Origin of the sequence: Anaerococcus hydrogenalis (assembly GCF_002871895.1) — a bacterium.
Taxonomy (GTDB): Bacteria; Bacillota; Clostridia; order Tissierellales; family Peptoniphilaceae; genus Anaerococcus; species Anaerococcus hydrogenalis.
In genome coordinates this window covers 223,308-245,421 of sequence record NZ_PNHP01000003.1, presented here as the reverse complement: position 1 = coordinate 245,421, position 22,114 = coordinate 223,308, and the positions used below count along the sequence as shown (strand labels likewise).

General features: G+C 29.6%; 17 protein-coding genes. 16 read left to right on the top strand and 1 reads right to left on the bottom strand.

All coding sequences use genetic code 11. The features are described 5' to 3' along the window. Positions 1-105: 105 nt before the first annotated feature. The 11 genes from ilvA to CJ192_RS05900 all read left to right on the top strand — a co-directional run bounded on the left by ilvA (position 106) and on the right by CJ192_RS05900 (position 14,080). Positions 106-1,290 carry a threonine ammonia-lyase gene (gene ilvA, locus CJ192_RS05950; protein ID WP_102198109.1) on the top strand — a complete coding sequence of 395 codons (1,185 nt, stop codon included), beginning with the start codon at positions 106-108 and terminating at the stop codon, positions 1,288-1,290. Then, entirely contained in the window at positions 1,291-2,721 is a 1,431-nt protein-coding gene (locus tag CJ192_RS05945; RefSeq protein ID WP_102198108.1) for a UDP-N-acetylmuramoyl-L-alanyl-D-glutamate--2,6-diaminopimelate ligase, read from the top strand. Beyond that, positions 2,718-3,923 (top strand): aminoacetone oxidase family FAD-binding enzyme, encoded by a 1,206-nt coding sequence (locus tag CJ192_RS05940; RefSeq protein ID WP_102198107.1) that lies wholly within the window; start codon positions 2,718-2,720, stop codon positions 3,921-3,923. Before CJ192_RS05945 ends, CJ192_RS05940 begins: the two co-directional genes overlap by 4 nt. After that, positions 3,916-5,208, top strand: coding sequence for an NAD(P)H-dependent oxidoreductase (locus CJ192_RS05935; RefSeq protein WP_102198106.1), 1,293 nt, complete (start codon positions 3,916-3,918; stop codon positions 5,206-5,208). Before CJ192_RS05940 ends, CJ192_RS05935 begins: the two co-directional genes overlap by 8 nt. 710 nt (positions 5,209-5,918) lie before the next feature. After that, positions 5,919-6,995, top strand: a complete 1,077-nt coding sequence (locus CJ192_RS05930) for an NAD(P)-dependent alcohol dehydrogenase (RefSeq protein ID WP_102198105.1) — start codon at positions 5,919-5,921, stop codon at positions 6,993-6,995. After that, entirely contained in the window at positions 6,996-7,883 is an 888-nt protein-coding gene (locus CJ192_RS05925) for a GTP-binding protein (protein ID WP_102198104.1), read from the top strand. Between the two features lie 287 nt (positions 7,884-8,170). Next, on the top strand, positions 8,171-8,839 hold the full coding sequence (locus CJ192_RS05920; RefSeq protein WP_102198103.1) for a response regulator transcription factor: 669 nt from the start codon (positions 8,171-8,173) through the stop codon (positions 8,837-8,839). Positions 8,840-9,078: 239 nt separating this feature from the next. Further along, on the top strand, positions 9,079-9,780 hold the full coding sequence (locus tag CJ192_RS05915) for a sensor histidine kinase (protein WP_244897291.1): 702 nt from the start codon (positions 9,079-9,081) through the stop codon (positions 9,778-9,780). A 331-nt stretch (positions 9,781-10,111) separates the two neighbouring features. Next, on the top strand, positions 10,112-10,885 hold the full coding sequence (locus CJ192_RS05910) for an ABC transporter ATP-binding protein (protein WP_004813095.1): 774 nt from the start codon (positions 10,112-10,114) through the stop codon (positions 10,883-10,885). Beyond that, positions 10,872-12,857, top strand: a complete 1,986-nt coding sequence (locus tag CJ192_RS05905; RefSeq protein ID WP_102198101.1) for an FtsX-like permease family protein — start codon at positions 10,872-10,874, stop codon at positions 12,855-12,857. Before CJ192_RS05910 ends, CJ192_RS05905 begins: the two co-directional genes overlap by 14 nt. Before the next feature lie 2 nt (positions 12,858-12,859). Beyond that, entirely contained in the window at positions 12,860-14,080 is a 1,221-nt protein-coding gene (locus CJ192_RS05900; protein WP_102198100.1) for an erythromycin esterase family protein, read from the top strand. A 33-nt stretch (positions 14,081-14,113) separates the two neighbouring features. On the opposite strand, the gene CJ192_RS05895 is transcribed toward CJ192_RS05900, so the two are convergent. Beyond that, the gene (locus CJ192_RS05895; RefSeq protein ID WP_102198099.1) at positions 14,114-15,295 is read right to left on the bottom strand and encodes an NAD(P)/FAD-dependent oxidoreductase; all 1,182 of its coding nucleotides are present in this window, start codon (positions 15,293-15,295) and stop codon (positions 14,114-14,116) included. A 132-nt stretch (positions 15,296-15,427) separates the two neighbouring features. Between CJ192_RS05895 and CJ192_RS05890 the strand changes: the two genes are divergently transcribed. From CJ192_RS05890 to ileS, 5 genes are all read left to right on the top strand, one after another. Further along, positions 15,428-15,898, top strand: a complete 471-nt coding sequence (locus CJ192_RS05890) for a glutathione peroxidase (protein ID WP_004818006.1) — start codon at positions 15,428-15,430, stop codon at positions 15,896-15,898. Beyond that, positions 15,898-16,389 (top strand): AMMECR1 domain-containing protein, encoded by a 492-nt coding sequence (locus tag CJ192_RS05885; protein ID WP_102198098.1) that lies wholly within the window; start codon positions 15,898-15,900, stop codon positions 16,387-16,389. Before CJ192_RS05890 ends, CJ192_RS05885 begins: the two co-directional genes overlap by 1 nt. Before the next feature lie 416 nt (positions 16,390-16,805). Further along, the gene (locus CJ192_RS05880; protein WP_102198097.1) at positions 16,806-18,074 is read left to right on the top strand and encodes a dihydroorotase; all 1,269 of its coding nucleotides are present in this window, start codon (positions 16,806-16,808) and stop codon (positions 18,072-18,074) included. A 191-nt stretch (positions 18,075-18,265) separates the two neighbouring features. Continuing rightward, entirely contained in the window at positions 18,266-18,679 is a 414-nt protein-coding gene (locus CJ192_RS05875) for an EamA family transporter (protein WP_004817982.1), read from the top strand. 301 nt (positions 18,680-18,980) lie between these two features. Further along, a complete protein-coding gene (ileS, locus tag CJ192_RS05870) occupies positions 18,981-22,091 on the top strand; it encodes an isoleucine--tRNA ligase (protein ID WP_102198096.1) in 3,111 nt (1,036 codons plus the stop codon). Positions 22,092-22,114: the final 23 nt, after the last annotated feature.

Genomic DNA, 22,114 nt, shown 5'->3' with positions numbered 1-22,114 from the left:
AATTTCAACAAAATATTTATTTATCAAAGATCTATTTTATAATTTAAGAAAAACATTCTTATTTTATTTTCCTTGTGATATAATTTAATAAAAAGGAGGCATTTTATGTTTGATTTTAAAAGTGCAAAAAAAAGAGTAGACGAAGCTATTAACCCAACTCATATTTTTTATTCTGAAATTTTTTCAGATTTATCAAAAAATAATGTGTACATAAAACCAGAAAACTTACAAAAAACTGGTTCATTTAAGTTGAGGGGAGCTTATAACAAGATTTCAAAAATGGATGATGAATCAAAATCCGTAGGAATCGTAACAGCATCAGCAGGAAACCACGCCCAAGGTGTAGCATTTTCTGCAAACCACCAAGGCATTAAGGCAATAGTTTGCATGCCAGAAACAACTCCAATGATAAAAATCGATGGAACTTTAAAATATGGAGCTGAAGTTGACCTTCACGGACAAATTTTTGACGAAACAAATAAATATGCCCAAGAGCTTGCCAAGGAAAAAGGCTATACCTTTATCCCTCCATACGATGACGAAGATGTAATCGAAGGACAAGGAACAATTGCTCTTGAAATTTTGGAAAAATTAGAAGATGCTGATTATATTTTAGTTCCAATCGGAGGCGGTGGACTAATTTCTGGTATTGCAAAATGTGCAAAAGAAATTAAACCAGACATTAAAATTGTTGGAGTAGAACCAGCAAATGCTGCTTCAATGCAAGCTGCTATGGAAAACGGCGGTCCAATAACTCTAGATTCTGCTGATACAATAGCAGATGGTACAGCTGTTGCAAGAGTTGGAGATATTACATACGAAATTTGCAAGGAAAATGTTGATGAATATATCTCAGTAACAGAAGAAGAAATCATGGTAGCCTTGACTACTTTGATGGAAAAACATAAACTAGTAGCAGAGCCTTCAGGAGCATTGAGCCTTGCTGCAAGTAAAAAACTTGGTTGCAAAAATAAAAATGTTGTTTGTGTAATAAGTGGTGGAAATATTGATATGTCATTTATTTCTCAACTAATCCACAAGGGACTTTATGAAGACGGAAGAATTGCAAGATTTACAGTAGAGCTTCAAAATGCACCTGGAAAGCTTAAAGATCTTCTTGATGTTATAGCTTATACAAAGGCAAATATAGTAGAAGTTATTCACGATAGCCTTGCTGCAACTAGCAGGTATAAAAATATTCAAGTTGAACTAACCCTTGAAACAAACGGAAAAGACCACATCAGAAAGATCAAAGAATTACTTACTGAGAAAGGATACAACGTTCATTAAATGAAAATAGAAAAGATACTAAAAGAAATTTCCTATATATCAAAAAATATTCAAAATGATAAAGAAATTATAGGGATTTCTTCAGATTCAAGACAAATAAAAGATAATTATATATTTTTAGCCAACAAAGGATATGAATTTGATGGCCATAAATATATTGATTCAGCAATAAAAAATGGGGCAAATACAATAATTTATACCAATGATGATATAAATTTCGAAAGTGGGATAAATTATATAAAAGTAAAAGATCAAAGACTTGCCCTTGCTAAAATTTCTAATTTACTTTCAAATTATCCATCAAAGTCAATGAGAATGATTGGGGTAACAGGAACAAATGGTAAAACCACAACAGCAAACTTGATTGCCTTTGTCTTGAACAAATTAGGATCACCATGTGCAAATATAGGAACAGACGGTGCTGACTTGATTAATAAGACTATGCCAACAGAGCATACTACTCCAGAAATTACAGATTTAAATGAAATTTTAATAGAAGCTAAAAAAGAAAACATTAAAAATGCAGTAATGGAGACTTCATCTCACGGTTTGTACCTAAAAAGAAATTATGGCATAGATTACGAATACGGAGTATTTACAAATCTTTCCATGGAGCATATGGATTTTCATAAAACAATGGATAATTATTTTAAAGCAAAAATGATTCTTTTAAATAATTCCAAAAAACAAGTTGTAAATCTTGATGATGATTATGGGAAAAGGGCCAAGGAAATTTTTAAAGATGCCCTAACAATTTCTATAAATGAAGATTCAAAATACAGGGCCCAAAATATTAAAAGAGTAGACTTAGGCTTGGAATTTACAGTAAATGGGGTTAAATTTCACCTAAATAGGTTTGGACATTATGATATTTATAATTCCCTTTGCGCAATTGCCATAGCAAATGATTTAGGCTACAAATTAGAAGAAATTTCAAAAGCCCTAGAAGATTTTACCGGGGTAAAATCAAGGTTTGAATTTATAGAAAATAAACTTGGCATAAATATAGTAGTAGACTTTGCCCATACTCCAGAAGCCTTTGAAAATCTTTTTAAAGACTTACCAAAAGATAAAAAAATATACGCAGTTTATGGGATAAATGGCGATAGGACTTATGATATAAGAAAGGCTGTTGGGAAGATATCAGCAAAATATGGGGTATTTTCAGTGATAACAACAGACGATCCAAAATTTGACACCTTTGAAAATATTTCACAACAAATAAAAGAGGGTGTTGATGAAAATAAGGGTGAGTCTATAATCATTAAAGATCGAAAAGAAGCCATAAAATACGGCATAAGCCATGCAAAAAAAGGTGACTTTGTCTTTATGCTTGGAAAAGGTGAGGAAAATTTCTTAAAATTAAAAAATAACATAAAGACCTACTACAATGAAAAAGAAACCATAAGGGAAGTTTTAGAAGAATTATGAGAATTTTTGTAATAGGAGCAGGGGTAAGTTCGCTTGCCTTCTGCTCTTTTTTAGGTAATAAAAACATAACAGTTATAGAATCAAACAAAGATAGCGGTAGAAAGCTCCTTGCTACAGGAAATGGCAGGTGTAATTTTACAAATTTAAAGCTTTCTTATGAAAACTATTATTCAAAGGAAAAAGACTTTGTAAATTATTCTTTGGATAATTTTTCCAACAAAGATTTGATAAAGTATTTTGAATATTTGGGCATAGATTGGACAAGTCTACCATCAGGCAGGTGCTATCCAAAGACTATGAGTGCCCAAAGTGTAAAAGATTCTTTGATGATGAAAGCAGAGGAAAATGCAAAATTTATATTTAATGAAAAAATAAGGGATATAGATTTTGATAAAAAACTCATAATATCAGAAAATAAGAAAAAATATAAGTATGATATCCTAGTTATAGGATCAGGTGGTCTTACTTTAAAAAATTCTGGTTCTGATGGGTCTATTTTAGAAATTTTAAAAAATCACACAAAAATAGAAGAAATTACCTATGGAATAACAAATTTTAAGGCTAAAAATCCACTATCAAAAAGGGCAAAGGGTGTAAAAGTAAATGTAAGAGCAAGTTTAATAATAGATGAAAAATATAAAAAATCATCACAAGATGATATAATTTTTCAAAATTACGGGCTTACTGGAACAGCAATCCTAGCTCTTTCGAACGAAATTTCCCTAGCCCTTAAAGATAAGAAGAAAGTAAGGCTTGACATAGACTTTTATCCAGAGTATAAAAAAGAGGGACTTTTATTAAAATTAGAAGAAAAAGTAAAAAGATTTCCTCAAAGAAGTATAGAAGAAATATTAATAGGAAATTTAGATAAAAAACTCATAATTGATATAATAAAAAGGGCTAAAATAAACCCTAGAGAAAAAAATATATCAAGAAATGATTTAAATAAGCTAGTAAATGTTTTGAAAAACCTCTCATTTGATATTATCGATATTAATGATAAGAAAAACGCCCAAGTGAGTTTGGGGGGAGTATCTTGTGGGGAAATTGACAAAAAAACAATGAAGTCTTTAAAAATCAAAGATTGTTATTTTATAGGTGAGGTAATGGATGTAGCTGGAGATTGTGGTGGATATAATATCCAATGGGCTTTCTCATCAGCAAAAAGTGCCTCAGAAGATATAAGGAGATTAAATGTTTAAGATAAATAGAAAGCTAAAAGAATTAAAACACAACGGTGAAAGAATTTCTTTGGCAATAATTGGTTGTGGAAAAATGGGTGCAAGCCTTATAAATCAATTGGGAGATATAGATGCAATTGAAGTTTCTCTTGTAGTAGAACATACACCAGAAAAAGCAAAAATTGCCCTAGTTGATTCAGGAATTTCTGAAGATAAAATAATAAACACAGACTCATACGATGAGGCCTATGAGGCTTTGAACAAGGGATTTGTAGTAGTAAGTTCAAATTACAGACTAGCTTACAAACTTTTACAAATTACAGCTGTAATTGATGCTACAGGAAACCCACCATTTGGAGCAGAAATCGCAGCAAAATCAATTCAATATCATAAACATTTTATAACACTAAATGTAGAATGTGATGCTGTAGTTGGACCAATTCTTTATGATATGGCAAAAAAAGCTGGAGTTGTTTATACTGGAATTGCAGGAGATGAACCAGGATCAATAATTGAGCTTTGTGATTTTGCTTATGGAATAGGTCTTGACATATTAGTTGCTGCAAAAGGAAAAAATAATCCATTAGATAACTATGCAAATGCAGAAATTTTAAAAGATGAGGCAGAAAAAAAAGGACTTTCACCAAGAATGCTTACAAGTTTTGTTGATGGAACAAACACCATGATAGAATTAAATTCAGTTTGTAACTGTCTAGGATTTTTGCCAGATACATTTGGTTGTCACGGAATACCAACTAGCCCAGAAACAGCTGTAGAAGATTTTAAATTAAAAGAAGATGGGGGAGTTTTATCATCATATAAAACAGTAGAATTTTCTCCAGGAATGGCACCAGGTGTATTTTTAATTGTAACAAGTGATAAAAAAGAAGTAAGAGATTTGATGAAATTTTTAGGCTTTGGAGATGGTCCAAATTATTTATTAAATAGACCATATCATTTAACAAGTCTTGAGACACCAATTACAATTTATAATGCTGTAATGGAAAACGAACCAACTATAGCACCCCTTCATGGACAAGTTGCAGATACAGTTTCTGTTGCAAAAAGAGATATCAAAAAAGGAGAATATCTTGATGGAATAGGTTCAGATAAGGTATTTGGAAAATTAACCGACCACACAAGATCAATAAGAGAAGACCTACTTCCAATAGCCCTAATCACAGAAAAAACAAAAGCCATAGTAGATATTCCAAAAGATACAGTAATAGACTTATCAATGATAGAACTTGACGAAGAAGCAACAATAACAAAATTAAGAAGAAGACAAAATTCAATGAAATTATAAAAAGAATAAAGACTGCAAATGAAGTTTCATACTTTTGATAAACTAAATTTATCCCGATTCATCGTGTGCAACGAGCGAAGAAATCTCAAGAGATCTCTCGACTAGGCTCGAGATGGGTTTTAGCGTAATTTTATTTTGAAATCATTAGTAAATTACAAAATCAATTTTGTCAACATTCTAAGGCTGCAAAAGCAGTATCAGACTGTTGACAAACTAAATTTTCACCCATTTCGAGCGAACGTAGTGAGTCGATAGATTTCAAGAGATCTATCGACTACTAAAACCAGTTTTCTTCGAAAACTTTTCCGTGCTTTCGCACTAATTTTTAGGGATAATTATGCCAAATCAAGGCATAATTATCTGCTCTAGATGGGTTGTAGCGTAATTTTATTTTAAAATAAGTAATGAATTATAAAATCTATATTGTCAACAGTATGAGACTGCAAAAGCAGTCTTATTTTTTTGCCTTTTATATTTGTAATTTTTTTATTATTTTCAAAAACGATTAGAAATTTTTAAAATAAAAATTTATTCTGTTAACTTAAAATTATTTTATTTTACCAATCTACATTAGTTTTAAGTTATGGTTTTCATCAAATTTTAAAATAGAAAAATAAAATGATAAATGATTGACAAGTATTGGGATATAAATTAAAATTAATATGTAATGACAGACAAAATAAAAAAAATTTAAAAATAAGGAGGACTCTATGAAAGGGTTTGCAATGTTGGGAATTGGTAAGACAGGTTGGATTGAAAAGCCGGAACCAGAAATGGGACCACTAGATGCTCTTGTTAGACCAATAGCTTTGGCTCCATGTAGTTCAGATATTCACACAGTTTGGGAAGGCGCTATTGGAGATAGACACGATATGATTTTAGGCCACGAAGCTGCTGGAGAAATTGTAAAAGTTGGAGAATTAGTTAGAGATTTTAAACCAGGAGATAGGGTTTTAGTTCCAGCTATTACTCCAGATTGGTCTTCTCTTGAAAGTCAAGCAGGATTTCCAATGCATTCAGGCGGAATGCTTGCTGGATGGAAATTCTCAAACTTTAAAGATGGTGTATTTGGAGAAGTTTTCCATGTAAATGATGCCGATGCTAATCTTGCTTTAATTCCTGAAGGTGTAGATCCAGTTTTAGCTCCAATGTTATCAGATATGGTAACAACAGGATTCCATGGTGTTGAACAAGCTGATGTTCAATTTGGTGATGAAGTTTTGGTAGTAGGAATTGGGCCAGTTGGATTAATGTCAGTTGCAGGAGCAAACTTAAGAGGAGCAAGTAGAATTTATGCAGTAGGAACACGTCCAAATTGTGTAGAAGCTGCTAAATTTTATGGAGCAACAGATATAATTTCTTACAAAGAAGGATCAATTTCTGAACAAGTTCTAGAACTTACAAATGGTAAAGGAGTTGATAGAGTTATAATTGCTGGTGGAACAGTTGATACTTTTGAAGAAGCAATCAAGGCTATGAAACCAGGTGCAAAAATTGGTAATGTAAACTATCTTGACGGTGGAGATTATATAAAAATTCCTAGAGTTGAATGGGGAGTTGGAATGGGCCATAAGACAATTAGTGGAGGCTTAACACCAGGTGGAAGATTAAGAATGGAAAAACTTGCTAAACTTGTTTCTTGTGGAAAATTAGATCTTTCAAAACTTGTTACCCATAAATTTAACGGATTTGAAAAAGTTGAAGAGGCTTTATACTTAATGAAAGATAAACCAAAAGATTTAATTAAACCAGTTGTAATTGTAGCAGAAGATTTAATGGAAGATTAGATGAAAATAATAATAGTATCGGGATTTTTGGGAAGTGGAAAAACAACCTTTATAGAAAAATTATCAAAAAAATTGAATTATGCAGTAATTTTAGAAAATGATTATGCCAAGGCAAATGTAGACAAAGATTTATTGAAAAATACTGGAAAAGAAATTTTATCCTTGGAAGAAGGCTGCATTTGTTGTTCAAAACAAAAAGATTTTGCAACAACGGTAATGAGCATAGAAAACACAATAAATCCAGAATATTTGATAATAGAGCCAACAGGTTTGGGATATCTTTCTAAAATAATTGAAAATATTAGTCCAATTGAATATGAAAAAATAAAAATTTTAAAACCAATAGCTATAGTCGACTATTATAGTATCGATAAGATTATGGGAGAATATAAAGAGCTTTTCCTAGATCAAATCCAAAATTCATCCTATATACTATTATCAAAAACTGAAAATATAAGTACAGAAAAAATCGAAAAAGAAGCAAAAAAACTTGAAGAATTAACAAAAGCAAAAGTTTTCACCACTCACTACAAGGATTTTGATAAAAAAGAATGGGACTCTATTATTGGAGAATATGATAAGGAATCTCTAATAAGAGTAGACTATAAACATTTACATCTTGATAATTTGGCGTATGAAAATGTAGTTTTCAAAGATTTTAATGAACTTGGAACAAATTTCAATGCAGTTTGTCAAAATAGGTTTGGAAAACTAATTAGAGCAAAAGGTCTTGTAAATGTGGAAGATAAAAAAGTCAAGGTAGATGTTGTCGATAATAAATTTTCAGTAGAAAAATACCAAGGAGAATCTTTTACAAATTCTTTGATATTTATCGGAGAAAATCTAGAAGAAAAATCCTTTGATATACTTTTTAAAAAGAAAAATTAGAAGCCCAAAGGCTTCCAGATCATAGGCAAAGTATGAATGTAGGTAATATTTTATTGTAAAATAAAAATTAAGCTACTTACCATCTCGACCTTGTGGAGAGATCTCATGAGATTTCTCCGCTCCTTGCATACGATGAATCGGGATAAACAATCGAAACGGGCGGTTGTTTATCTGGTCAAAATGGGAAAAGTTTTATTTTGTCAACAGATTGGAAGCAGAAAAGCTTCTTTTTTTGTGAAAATTTTCAAAAACTAAAAAATCTATTATAATAATTTTAAGGAGTTATTATGGATATATTTATTGTTGAGGATGATAGAAAAATTTGTGAGGAGCTTTCTTTTCAGCTTGGGCTTTTAGGATATTCTTGTTTTATGCCGGATGATTTTTCTAATATTTTGGATGAATTTAAAAAAAGAAATTATAAGCTTGTTTTGATGGATTTGAAGCTTCCTTTTGAAAATGGTTTTTATTGGTGTGAGAAAATTAGGGAAATTTCTAATCTTCCTATTATTTTTCTAACCAGTGCGGCTGATGATATAAATTTAATTAATGCCATAAATTATGGGGCTGATGATTTTATTTCAAAACCTTTTTCTATGCAGGTTTTAAATATGAAAATCAAGGCCCTTCTTAGAAGGTCTTATGATTTTTCTGGGAAAAATTTTGATCTTTCTTATAAAAATATTTCTTTGATCAAAGATAAGATGATTTTTAAAATTAATGATAAGGAAATAAATCTTTCTAAAAATGAATTTTTGATTTTGGAAATTCTTATGGAAAATCCTCAAAAAATTGTTTCAAGAGAGCTTATCATGGATAAGCTTTGGGCTACTGATTCTTTTATTGATGATAATACTTTGACTGTAAATATCAACAGACTTAGGAAAAAATTGAAAGATTTTGGCTTAGATGATTTTATTCAAACAAAAAAGGGAGTTGGATATTTTATAAAATGAAAAATTTGAAATTGTTTTTTAGCATTAATAGGTCTTATATTTTTTCCTTTTTTATTTTTCTTATCTTATCCTTAATATTTTCTTTGGCCTTTCCTATAGATTTTAGGATTTTTTCCTATTGCCTATTAATTTTATTTTTTATATTTTTATTTATAGGAATTTTTAGATTTTTTAAGGCCAAAAAGTGCTTGGAAAAAAATTCTTTTTCTTTTTTTGAAAAAAATATTTATGAAAGACACTTGAAAGAAATTTTTGAAAGAAAGGAAAAAGAGATAGAAAATCTTAGAATTTCTAGTAAACTAAGTCAAAATGATTTGGAAAATCTTTTGACAATTTGGACTCATCAAATAAAAACTCCCCTTTCAAGCATTTCTTTGATTAGTGAAAGGGAAGAAAATTATGACATAAAAAGAGAACTTATTAGAATTGACGATTATATTGCCTCAATTTTATCTTTTATAAAATTGGGTCAGGACAGTTTAGATTATTCTTTTAAATCTTTTTCGATTGAAAGGCTGATTAAAGATATCGTAAAAAGATATAGGAGTTTTTTTATCCATAAAAATTTAAAATTAATTCTTGATATAGAAGATGAAAATATAATTTCAGACCCCAAATGGCTGGGCCTTGTCCTTGAGCAGGTTTTGTTTAATGCTATAAAATATACCGATAAGGGTTTTATTAAAATTTCCTACCGTGATTCTATCTTAAAAATAGAAGATTCTGGAATTGGTATTAAAAAAGAAGATTTGAAAAATATTAATAAATTTGGTTTTAGTGGAGATAGTGATAAAAGAGATGCAAATTCAACAGGCATAGGACTTTTTTTGGTAAATGATATTTTAAAAAAGCTTGGATATGAATATAAAATTGATTCTAAGGAGAAAGAGGGAACTGTTTTTTCGATTAATCTTAAAAAATCTGGTATTATTGAAAATTAATAGGGATTTCTTTATTTATGATAAGCAAACAAACCCTCAAGCACGAATATCTGACTCCAAAAATTGATGATTTCTAAATTTTAAAATTCTAAAATCGCAAACTCGCGTTCGCTCGGACAGTGCGATTTTGACGAATTTTTAAATTTGAAATCAAATCAATTTTTTACGTATGATATTCTTAGCATGAGGATTTGAATACTTTATCAACATTATAAATCGGCATTTGCCGATTTTTTTTAATCTTACAAAATGTAAGTTTATGGGAAAAATTGTAAGTTTAAATTAGGGATTTTTTATTTTATTTTTTGTAATATAGGCTTAGGAGGATCTTATGAATATATTAGAAGTTAAAAATTTAAGAAAAGTTTATAATAGTGAAGATAAAAATACTCAGGTTGTTGCCTTAAAAGATATTAATTTTGAAGTCGAAGAAGGAGAATTTGTTGCCATAATGGGCGAGAGTGGGTCTGGGAAATCTACTCTTTTAAATTTGATAGCAAGTCTTGATACTCAAACGGCTGGAGATGTAATTTTATCTGGTGAAAATACAAAAAATAAGAGTGATAAGGAAAGGGCAAAATTTAGGAGGGAAAAATTGGGCTTTGTCTACCAAGATTTTTCGCTTTTATCATCTTTAAACAATAGGGACAATATATTTTTGCCTTTGGTTTTGGCAAATGAAAAATATAAAATTATGGAGGAAAAATTGAATCCACTTGCAAAGGCCTTAAAAATTTCTGATCTCTTGGATAAATTTCCCTACCAAATTTCCGGAGGACAAAAACAAAGAGTTGCCGTTGCAAGATCTCTTATTACAAATCCAAAAATATTACTGGCAGATGAGCCGACAGGAGCCTTGGATTCAAATTCTTCCATGGAGCTTTTAAATATTTTTGAAAAAATAAACAAAAATGGGCAAACAATTCTTATGGTTACCCATTCGACCATGGCTGCTGCAAGGGCCTCTAGGGTTTTATTTATAAAAGATGGGAAAATTTTCTATGACCTTTATAAGGGAGATAGGACCAATGACCAAATGTATGAAAAATTGGTCAAATCTCAAATGATGATTTTATCTGGAGGTGAGGGATTTGAACAAGCTTAATTTTAAAATGGCGACAAGGGGGATAAAAAATAATAAATTTTTGTATTTTCCTTACATTTTAGCATCAAGTTTTATGCTTTTTATTTTTAATCTTTTAATAGATTTAAAAAGTGAAAAATTTATCTTGGAAACTAGGGGAAGCGAAATTATAAAAAGTCTTTTGGAAATGGGTTCATGGATTGTTGCGATTTTTTCTCTGATTTTTCTTGTTTATATGGCAAAAACCATAGTCAAAAATCGCTATAAGGAATTGGGACTTTTGTATGGACTTGGCATGGATAAAAAATCTTTGAGAAAAATTTTGATTATAGAAAATTTAATTCTTGGAATTTCTACTTTGATAATTGGAAGTTTTCTTGTTATTCTTTTGGGACCTCTTTTTATAAATTTAGTGGCAAAAATTTTGAAAATTCAAATGGAGATAAAACTTTCTGTAAATTTTTCTAAGTTAATTTTAGGACTTATTATTTTTGCTATAATCTTTATTCTAATAACTTTGATAAGTTTAAATTCGATTAGAAAAACAAATCCGATTGAGCTTTCAAAACTTTCCCAAAAAGGCGAAAGTGAACCAAAGGCAAATGTGATTTCTATGATTTTAGCCGTAATTTTAATTGGCTACGGTTATTATACGGCCCTTTCAATTAATGGTGGAATTTTTCAAGCTCTTCCAAAATTTTTGCCAGCAAGTATTGCTGTAATAATTGGAACATATTTTTTCTTTAGATCTCTTGTGATCTGGATTTTAAAACTTTTTAGAAAAAATAAAAAAATTTATTACAAGGGCACAAATATGACCTTTATAGGAGAGCTTATCAAAAGAAGCAAGGAATCTGCCATGGCCCTTTCATCAATTACCATTATTTCTTCACTTTTTCTTTTGAGCTTTGTTGTGATGAGTGCCATGTTTATTGGGAAAAATGATTTATTAGATAGGATTGCCCCAAGTGATTTTTTGATCCAATACCAAGAAAATGATAAGGAAAGTGAAAAATATGGAAAAAATTTACTTGAAAAAAATATTGACAAGGAAAAAATAGAAAATCTTGGAGAATTTAGAAGAAAAGGTCTTGTAGTTAGTGAAAAATCACCTGGAAAATTTTCTATCATTGAAGATGATGATTTAAGAAAAACAATAATGGATGAAAAAACCAAAATTATTTCCCTAACAGATATAAAATCTTTTAATATGGCAAATAAGACAAATATTTCTCTTAAAAAAGACCAGGCTATAGTTTTTGATTCCAAAGCAAAAAAATATGGAAAAATTTCTTTAGAAAATCAAAATTTGAAAGTAAAAGAAAATGTAAAAAATACCTCCTATGTCCTAATGGATCCTACAACAAGTCTTTTTCACAATATTGTCCTAGTTGTAGATGATATGGATGAATTTTCAAAAAAAATATCTGATGGCAAAAATATTAAGACTTTCCCTAGTGTGTCGGGAATATATTTTGACTTAAAAGATAAAAGTCAAAAAAATATTGACTACATGGACAAAAATTTGAATGAAAATATATCTGATAATATTTTAGTAAAAAATTCCATAGAAAATAGGATTGAATTTGATAAAATTCATACAGGTGCCTATATAGTAGTAACAATTCTTGCCCTAGTATTTTTAATTTCAACAATTGTAGTAATTTATTACAAACAAGCAGCAGAAGGCCTTGAAGATGGAAGAAATATAAAGATTTTACAAAAAGTGGGGATGAGCAAAAAAGAAATAAAAAATTCAGTCAAAAAACAAAACTATTTCACATTTTTTGGACCCCTAATAATTTCAATAATCCATATTTTAATCGCTTCAAAACTTGCCTTTGGCATGATTCAAATGTTTGCCATGCTTGAGCTTAGAAAATTTATAGAAATAGAGGCAATTTGTATAATAATTTTCTCATTAATTTATATAATGATATTTAGAATAACCCTTCCAATATATTTTGAAATGGGAAAATTAAATAAGGAGTAAAAATGAAAAAAATATTTAAAATTCTACTATATATAATAATTTCTATTTCAGTATTGGGATTTTTGTTTATATTTTTGTGGACAAAAATTCCGGAATTTAAAGCCAAAAAAGAAATTTCAGATTTGAGTAAATATGCTCAAAAAATAGAAGATATAAAAATCGATGACCAAGTAGAAATAATTGGTCTTGGCGAGGCTACACATGGAAATAAGGAATTTCAAGAATTAAAATTAACCTTGTTGAAAAAATTAGTAAAAGATGAAAATGTTAGGGCCTTTGCCTTGGAATGTGATTTTTCAGAAGGAATGGAGATAGATTCTTATGTAAAATCAGGAAAATTTCAAAAAAATCCATCAAAAATCTTCTCATTTCCAATTTACCATACGAAGGAGATGAATGATCTAATAAATTGGATAAAAAAATACAACCAAAATCACGACCAAAAAATTTCCTTCTACGGTTTTGATATGCAAAATCCAGAAAAATCTGTAAATCTTGTAAAAGATTTTGTTAAAAAAGAAAATATTGATTTCGATATAAAAAGTCTGGATGTCTTAGAAAAAGATAATATTTCAATAAAAGATCCGAAGATGAAAATTTTGGAAGAAAATTTAAAAAAATTAGATGAAAAACTTGAAAAAAATACCAAAGAAAAAAGACTTATAGAAAATATTCTATCAAGTTTTCCATATTATAAAATGGTTGATGATTATGTAAAATCAAGTGAATATAGAGATAAGAAAATGGCAGAAAATATTTCTTGGATAAAAGATTATGAGAAAGATTCAAGAATAATGATAGCAGGTCACAATGGTCATATCGGAAAAAAAGAAGCAATGTATAAAAATATGGGAGAAAATTTAGGTGAAAAATATAAAAAATCATATTTTCCAATAGGAACAGATTTTTATAAAACAAGGGTAAATATAAAAACTATGCAAAAAAATCAAAGGACAATACAAAAATTTATATCAGCAGATCCTTTCGCCTACCAGGCAAAAAATTATAAGAATTCCTATTATTTAAATTTTTCAAAAGTAAAAGATGGAGATAGCAAAAATCTCTTAGATTCAAAAATAAAAATGGGCTCATTAGGCGAAGGTTACACTCCGATAATGAAATTTGTCCCATACTCATACAGAATAGAAAAGTCTCCAAAAGAAATTTTTGATTCAATGATTTTTGTATATGAAACAAGTCCGACTGACATTATAGAAAATTAATAAAAGCTCTTGGTTTAACCAAGAGCTTTTTTCTTACATACCAAAAATTTCTTTTCCAAGTTTTGTATTTTTTGGATCTTCTCCTTCAAATACTATTTTTTTAACGTCATTTTGGAATTTGATATCTTTGTAGAGGATTCCTCCCAAATATTTTCCTTCTTTTTTAAATAATTTATAAACTTTTTCTCCGTCTTCTTTTTTAACTTCTTCTATTCCTTCGCCCTTATTAAATCCTGCTGAGAATAGTTTTATGTCTCCAAGAAGAAGGGATGAGAATGGCTTTGGTGTTTGGTAAGTTTTATCATCACCTGTCATATTGCTTCCAGCAATTTCTCCCATTTCCATTGATGCTGTCCAAAGACCTATTGTAGCTTGGCCTAATTGCATACAGTCTCCAGCTGCATAGACATTTTCATCACTTGTTTTTAAAGTTTCATCTACAATTATTCCACGTTCTGTTTTAAGGCCTGAATTTATAGCAACATCAAGGTCATTTCTTACACCTGTTTGAACTAAAATAGTTCCACCTTCAATTTCTGTACCATCATCAAGTTTAATTCCACAAACTTTTCCATCTTTTTCTAGGATTTCTGATGTGTTTTTACCAGTTGAAGTTTCAATTCCTGCCTCATTTAATTCTTTTTCAAGTTTTAAAGATAGTTCATTATCAAGTTGTTTTCCTAAGATATAATCAAAAGTTTCAATTACAAGAACATCACATCCTGCATTTTTGATTGAAAAAGCAGCTTCAAGACCAAGAAGTCCACCACCAATTATAATAACTTTTTTGTTTTCTTTGATGTGGTTTTTGAAAGAATTTAAATCATCAACAGTTCTGATAGCAAAAACCCCTTCAGTGTCAATATTTTTGATTGGTGGAACAAAAGGATGAGAACCTGTTGCTATAAGAGCCTTGCCATATTCTATTTGATCTCCGTTTTTAAGGATTGCTTTTTTATTTTCAAGGTCAAGCTTATCTACTTCATTTTTTAGTTTAACATCAATATTATTTTTTTCATACCAGTCTAATTTTTTAACCAAAATATCATCATTTGTAAAATCTTTACAAATTAATTCAGATAATTTTGTTCTCCAATAAGTATAATCAGCTGCTTTTGAAATAATTACAATTGAAGCATGATCATCTTTTTTTCTAATAGTTTCAGCAGCTTTTAATCCTGCAATACCGTTTCCAATAATTAAATAATCGTACATTTTTTCTCCTTTATAATTTATCAATTTATATATTATTTATTCTCTACTAATTAATTTACCCCAAATTCAATAAATTAGCTAAAATTTGGGTAAATTAATAAAGAAGTTTAAAACAGGAGAGGAAAATAAGTTATGATATATGATTTTGTAGTAAAAAATAATAAAGGTGAAGATGTAAAGCTTGAAAAATATAAGGGAAAAGTTTTATTGATAGTAAATACTGCGACAAAGTGTGGCTTCACACCCCAATATGATGGCCTTGAGGCTCTTTTTGAAAAATATCACCATGATGGTTTTGAAATTTTAGATTTTCCATGCAATCAATTTGCTAACCAAGCTCCAGAAAATGATCAAGAAATAGATTCTTTTTGTGCATTAAATTTTGGAACAAAATTTGATAGATTTCAAAAAATTGATGTAAATGGGGAAAATGAAGATCCTCTTTATACATTTTTGAAAAAAGAAGAAGGAGGAATACTCGGTGGAAAAATTAAATGGAATTTTACAAAATTTTTGATAGATAGGGATGGAAATGTTGTAAAAAGATTTGCACCAACAACAAAGCCTGAAAAAATTGAAAAGGATATAGAAAGATTATTATAATGGATGATTATGTAAAATTAGCAAAAGAATCTATAGAATATTATTTAGAAAATAAAACTTACCTGAGGGAGTTTGACCCCAAATTTAAGGAAAAATCAAATGGAATAAGAATTGAAGTTAGTATCGATGGACGATTAAAAGGAATATCAGGTTCAATTTATCCTACAAAAGAAAACATAGGCCTTGATATAATTTATGAGGCTGTAAATGCAGGATTTTTTGATTTTAAATTCAATCCCATAAGCGATAAAAACTTGGATAAGGTTGAAATTAAAGTTTATGAATATTATGATGTAGAAAAACTTAGGTTTATTGAAGAGTTTAATGATTTTGATGGTATAGTTTTATCCTTTATGGACGAAAATTTTTATTTTTTAAGGTCAGATTTTACATCTGATATAAAAATGTTAGAAAAGGCCTTAGAAATTTCAAATGTAGATAGTTGGGATAACTTTTCAATTGATAAGTTTAGGTTAAAAATTCATAAATAATTTTATAAAAAACTTGAAATACTTTATTTAGTATTCCAAGCTTTTTTTATGAAAATACAGATTAATAAGATTTAGAAATATATTATGGCAGTGGTAAAAGGATGAATTTAAAAAATTTGATACAATTAATAAAGATAGAGATTAAAAATCTAATTTAGTATTGACTTTAGAAATATTAAAAACGATTCTATAAAATAAAGTTGAAAAAGTAATGGAAAAAGTATGTAATAAAAGAAAAGTTTCTTATAAAGTATAAAATTTCCAATATATCCTGCATTAGATATCAATAAAAAAGAAGTAATTTGAAGAGATATGATTAGGCTATGATTATATAAATTTTTCAAAAAAAGTTGATAAAAACCTAATCTTTATTATGCACTTGTTGAAAGAACTTATATATTTAGAAAGGATAAAAAATGTTAATTAAAAATGGAAGAGTGATTGACCCTAAGAGTGGTTTTAATGAAATTTCTGATATATATATTGAAAATGGAATTATAAAAGAAATTTCAAAAAATATTAATTTAGAAGATGAAAATGTGATAGATGCAAAAGGACTTATAGTAAGCCCTGGTCTAGTAGATATTCATGTTCACTTTAGAGAGCCTGGCCAAACTCACAAGGAAACTATAGAAACAGGATCAAATGCAGCTGCAGCAGGTGGATTTACAAGTGTTGTAGCCATGGCCAACACAAAGCCCATAATTGATAATGTAGAAACTTTAAATTATGTTAATGAAATAATGAAAAAACAAAAAATTAAAGTTTATTCTGCAGCTGCAGTGACAAAAGGATTTAAGGGTAAAGAGCTTACTGATATGCCTTCTTTAAAAAAAGCTGGAGCTGTTGTTTTTACTGATGATGGAATTCCTATTAAAGATTATGAAATAATGATTGAAGCAATGAAGGAAGCAAAAAAATTAGATATGACAATAAGCCTTCATGAAGAAGATAATTATTTTATCAAAAATCCCGGATATAACAAGGGTCAAATTGCAAAATCACTGGGAATTGATGGGGCTCCAAATGTAAGTGAAGATTTAATGGTTGCAAGAGATGGACTTCTAGCCTTGGATTTGGGAGCAAAAATTGACATACAACACATCAGTTCTAAAAATTCTGTAGAAATTGTTAGGTCTTTAAAAAAATTGGGGGCAAATATCTTTGCAGAAGTTACACCTCATCATTTTAGCCTTAACGAGGAAGCTATTTTAGAGAAAAAAACATTGGCAAAGATGAATCCTCCAATAAGAAGCGAGAAAGATAGGTTAGCTATAATTGAGGGATTAAAAGATGACACCATAGAAGTTATAGCGACAGACCACGCCCCACATACATTTGAAGAAAAAAATGTAGAAGATATAAGAAAAGCTCCTAGTGGAATAATAGGTTTAGAGACTTCACTTTCCCTAGCAATAACAAATTTATTAAGGCCAGGATACTTAAGCCTCGAAAAAATTTTAGAGAAGATGACCTATAATCCAGCTAGATTTTTAAATTTAGATGCAGGTCAAATAAAAATTGGAGCAAATGCTGATATAGTGATTTTTGATAAGGATGAATTAGTTACATACACTAATTTTAAATCAAAGTCTTCAAATTCTCCTTTTATAAATAAGCCTTTGTTTGGATCTGTCAAATATACAATAGTTGATGGAAAAGTAGTTTATAGAAATGAAGTTTAAAATGGGGAAAAAGAATATTATTAAAATTATATTCGCTGTTTTGTTATGATTGGCAATGATACCTTTTAGTTTTACAAAAAGTCCCGAAACTTATATTTTAGAAAATAAATTAACAAAGAAAGAGTAGAAAAAAGATTTTTCTAGATTTTTAAAATTACACAAAAGTTCTATAATAGAAGAAGGAGGATATTATGTGGTTAATACTTGCAATTTTATCATCAGTTTTTGCTGCCCTTACTTCAATTTTGGCAAAAGTAGGAATTGATGGAGTAAATTCAAACCTTGCTACTGCTATTAGAACTTTTGTGGTTTTACTTATGAGCTGGGGGATGGTTTTTATAACATCATCATTTTCAGGTATTTATAATATTAGCAAAAAATCTTGGATATTTTTAATTTTATCAGGACTTGCAACAGGCGCAAGTTGGCTTTGTTATTATGGAGCCTTAAAATATGGAGATGCTTCAAGGGTTGTTCCTATTGATAAGATGAGTGTAGTTTTAACTTTAATTCTTGCCTTTTTATTTTTGGGTGAGGATCTTTCAATGAAATCTATTATTGGATCTATATTAATTGGAGCAGGTACCTTGCTTATGGTTTTATAAATATCTATTTTTTTAGATAAAAATCAATTTGACTTTTTTCTCTAAAAATAGTAAATTAGTCAGTAGATATAAGCAATTAAAAGAAGAGTAGTTTTAAAAAATAATTAACAGAGAGGCCTTTAGGTGAAAGTGGCTATGCATTTTTTATTATGAAGATCATCTTTTAGCTTAATAAATGAAAAAAATTAGTTTATTACGTAAGATAGGCGTTAACTTCATACTCAATTTTTGGGTGGACCGTCCCTTCTGGGGGCGTTTTTTTATTATAAATTATTTTAAGAAATTAGAAAGAAAGGGTATTATGGCAAGTTTTAAATCATTAGATACTAAAAACACAAAACAAAGAGAGCTTGATCTTTCCAAATACTGGGCTGATATAGACCTATTGGACAAGACCTTTACAACAAGAAAAGATGCTGAAGAATATATAATTTTTGATGGACCTCCAACAGCAAATGGAAAACCAGGTATCCACCATGTTATAGCAAGAACCTTAAAGGATATGACTTCAAGATATAAAAACATGAAGGGCTTTAAGGTTTTGAAAAAAGCTGGATGGGATACACACGGCCTTCCTGTTGAAATAGAAGTTGAAAAAGAATTAGGATTTAGCGAAAAAGATCAAATAGAAGAATACGGAGTTGAAAAATTCAACCAAAAATGTAAGGATTCTGTTTTTAAATATTCAGATATGTGGAGAGATATGTCAGATAGGATGGCTTTTCTTTATGACATGGACAATCCTTATATAACTTTGGACAATGACTATATAGAAACTGAATGGTGGCTTTTAAACCAAGCTTTCAAAAAAGGATTAATTTATGAAGGGGCAAAAGTTATGCCATATTGCCCAAGATGTGGTACAGGTCTTGCAAGTCACGAAGTTGCTCAAGGCTATCAAATGGATAAGGCCATAACTTTAATTTGTAAATTTAAGAAAAAAGATGCCGACAATGAATATTTCCTAGCTTGGACAACAACACCATGGACTCTTCCATCAAACGTTGCATTGACTGTTCATCCAGAACTTGATTATGTAAAGGTAAATGATAAAACTGATGGATGCTATTATTATTTGGCAAAATCTTTGCTTGAAAAAGTTATGGCAGATCATGAATATGAAGTTGTTGAAGAGATGAAGGGAAAAGATCTTGAGTATGTTGAGTACGAACAATTACTTCCTTATGTAAAACCAGATGGAAAGGCATTTTTCTTAACTTGTGCTGATTATGTTTCAGCAGAAGACGGAACAGGAATTGTTCACACAGCTCCAGCCTTTGGTGAGGACGACTACCAACTCGGTAGAAAATATAATTTACCATTTGTTCAACCAGTTGACCTTGAAGGATGTTTTACAGAAACTCCTTGGAAGGGCAAATTTATTTTTGATACAAACGAAGAAATTTTCTTACATTTAAGAGATGAGGGAAAAGTTTATAAAAAACAAACAATCGAACACAATTATCCTCATTGTTGGAGATGTAAAACTCCACTAGTTTATTATGCAAAACCATCTTGGTATATTGAAATGAGTAAACTTTCTGAAAAAATGGTTGAAAATAATAACGAAGTTAATTGGTATCCACAAACAATCGGAGATAAAAGATTTGGAAATTGGCTAGAAAATGTAAAAGATTGGGCAATTTCAAGATCAAGATATTGGGGAACACCACTAAATCTTTGGAGATGTGACGATTGTGGTCATGTTGAATCAATTGGATCAAGAAAAGAATTGGCCGAAAAAGCTAGGGAAGATATAAGTGAAGATATAGAACTTCACAGACCATATGTAGATGATGTAACAATAACTTGCCCTGATTGTGGAAAAGTAATGCACAGGGTTCCAGATGTAATTGACGTTTGGTTTGACTCAGGAGCAATGCCATTTTCACAAGTTCATTACCCATTTGCAAAGGGAGAAGATTTTGAAAATTATTTCCCAGCAGATTTCATTTGCGAAGGAATCGACCAAACAAGAGGATGGTTCTATTCACTTATGGCAATTTCAACAATCATAACAGGAAAAGCACCTTACAAAAATGTTTTGGTAAACGACTTGGTTGTTGATAAAAACGGACAAAAAATGTCAAAATCAAAAGGAAATACCCTAAATCCATTTGAATTATTTGATAAATATGGGGCAGATGCAGTAAGATTTTATTCTTTATATGTATCACCTTGCTGGGTTCCAACAAAATTTGACGAAAAAGGTCTAATCGAAGTTAAAAATAACTTCTTTAGAACAATAGAAAATGTATATAACTTCTTTGCTCTCTATGCAAATACAGATAATATAGAAATAGATGAAATCAAAAATTTTGAAAATGTAGAACTTGAAGAAATCGACAAGTGGCTATATTCGAAATTAAATTCACTATTAAAAGCTTATTATGAACAAATGGAATCATTTGACTACAACAAGGTTGTCCACTTAGTAAATGATTTTGTAGTAGAAGATTTATCAAACTGGTATATAAGAAGAAATAGAAAAAGATTTTGGAGCCAAGATTTAACAGAATCTAAAAAAGCAGTTTATAAAACATGCTACGATGTCTTGCTAAGTCTTTCAAAAATGATAGCACCAATAGCTCCGTTTATATCAGAAGAAATCTACAGAAACCTAACAAATGGACTTTCAGTTCACGTTGAAAAACTGGATGAAGTTAATGAAGCTTTAATTGATGAAAAATTAGAAGAAAAAATGGACCTTGTAAGAAAAATGGTAACACTTGGTCGTGCATCAAGAGAAAAAGAATCAATCAAGGTTCGCCAACCTCTAGAAAAAATAATAGTAGATGGATCATTTAAAGACACAATCGGTGATTTGACAGGTTTAATCAAAGAAGAATTAAACATAAAAGAAGTTGAATTTGCAGATGATCTTTCAGACTTTATGGATTATTATTTAAAACCAAACTTTAGAAAAGTTGGACAAATATTTGCTAAAAATGTGGGAGCCTTTGGAAAATTCTTGGCTGGAGTTGATGCAAAAGAATTTGTAGAAAAGGTTGAAAATTCTCCACAAGAAATAGAAATAAATGGAGAAAAATACACAGTTGAAAAAGATTATCTTGACGTAAGAATCCAAGCAAAAGATGGATTTGATGTTGAAATGGATGGAAATGTCTTTGTAGTATTGGATACAGAAATTACAGAAGAGCTTAAAAAAGAAGGATACGCAAGAGAATTTGTATCAAAAATCCAAAATCTTAGAAAAGATAATGGCTATGAAGTAACAGATAGAATTGAAATCTTCTACAATGCAGATGATGAATTGAAAAATGCTCTAAAAGAATTTGAAGAAGAAATCAAAAAAGAAACTTTGGCTGATAGTATGGAAGTAAAAGACCTTGATACAGAAGAATTCGAATTAAATGATAAAACTGTAAAAATTGAACTTGAAAGAAAATAAAAACAAAGGGAAGTAAGGAAACT